The sequence below is a fragment of the Pedobacter sp. 10L46_2 genome, assembly GCF_056395165.1.
Genome location: NZ_JBFTIZ010000550.1, coordinates 1 through 1,111, shown reverse-complemented (window position 1 = coordinate 1,111; position 1,111 = coordinate 1). Strand labels below are relative to the sequence as shown.

The 1,111-nt window shown below is 34.0% G+C and carries 2 protein-coding genes; one reads left to right on the top strand and one right to left on the bottom strand.

Annotated features, from left to right (window positions below; genetic code table 11):
* On the bottom strand, positions 1 to 371 hold a 371-nt coding region (locus AC1DDX_RS27720; RefSeq protein WP_477623075.1), incomplete at its 3' end, for a low affinity iron permease family protein.
* A gap of 181 nt (positions 372 to 552) precedes the next feature.
* On the opposite strand from AC1DDX_RS27720, the gene AC1DDX_RS27715 reads away from it, so the two are divergent.
* Positions 553 to 1,111, top strand: a 559-nt coding sequence (locus AC1DDX_RS27715; RefSeq protein WP_477623074.1) for a hypothetical protein, incomplete at its 3' end; no start/stop codon positions are given.

The window sequence follows — 1,111 nt, the reverse complement described above, 5'->3', positions numbered from 1 at the left end:
GCCTCAGATATATCAGAAAGTTTTTGATAGTATTTATGAAGAACATCCAGCTCTGATTCCGTTAAATCCTCAATATCAACCATCCTGTTGCTGGCATGTCTGCTTGCAGCTATCAATTCGTTTAACTTAAGCTGAATGGCTTTGGAATCTTTATTTTGAGATTTTTGGATAAGGAAAACCATTAAAAAAGTAATTATTGTGGTCCCTGTATTGATAACAAGTTGCCAGGTATCTGAATAATTAAAAATGGGCCCTGAAAGTATCCATACAATCACAATTAGAAATGCTACACCGAAAGCTACCGGACTCCCTGTCCAGTTTGTAATTTTTGTAGATGCCTTTTCAAAGAAATTTCCTGAAGTGTTTTTCATAATGAGTAATGATTTTTAATAGTTAAAACCTTAATTAAATCTAATCAAATAAAGCCTGTTTACTTAAATATCTTCTGCTGAAAATGAATATTTTTAAATAAATTTGAATCAGAATGTTACATATTGACTTTTAAGACATCTAAAGTCAGTACCTTCATCCTAATGAAGTAAAATATCCGAAATGAAAAAAGTTATCCTAGACGTTTCTGGAAATAAAGCACATTCACTTGAAGTTGATTCGGCAATCTCTTTCAGTCCCTTTATTAAGTACCTGAGAGGAAGAGTAAAAGGCGAGAAAACTGTTAAAGGTGCATTATATAGATCAGCTCTTAAAGAGTTTAAAAAATATAATATTGAAGAAGCGGAAATCCCACTTGAAAGCATACATGATTATGAAAGCTTGCTCGAAAACATGTACGCGTGCCTTACCCCAGCACTTGCAACTGAGGATAAATTGGCCTGGGGACTTTGCTTCCCATTACAGCCTATAACATTTTATGGTACAGACCTTATGTACGAGTTGCTGGAAAATAAGAAAAATGACCAGGATTCGTATGTGGTTTCTAAAACCCCTGCCGACTACCATAAAGAGCGCCTGCAGTTGGTTTATTCGTTTATTTTAAAGGAACTTTACAATTTTCATGTACCTGTAAAAACACATCAGTATCATGCAGGTATCAAAACTGACACAGGGCTTTTAGGTTATTTTCATGTAAATCTTAATACAGATTTTATAGAAG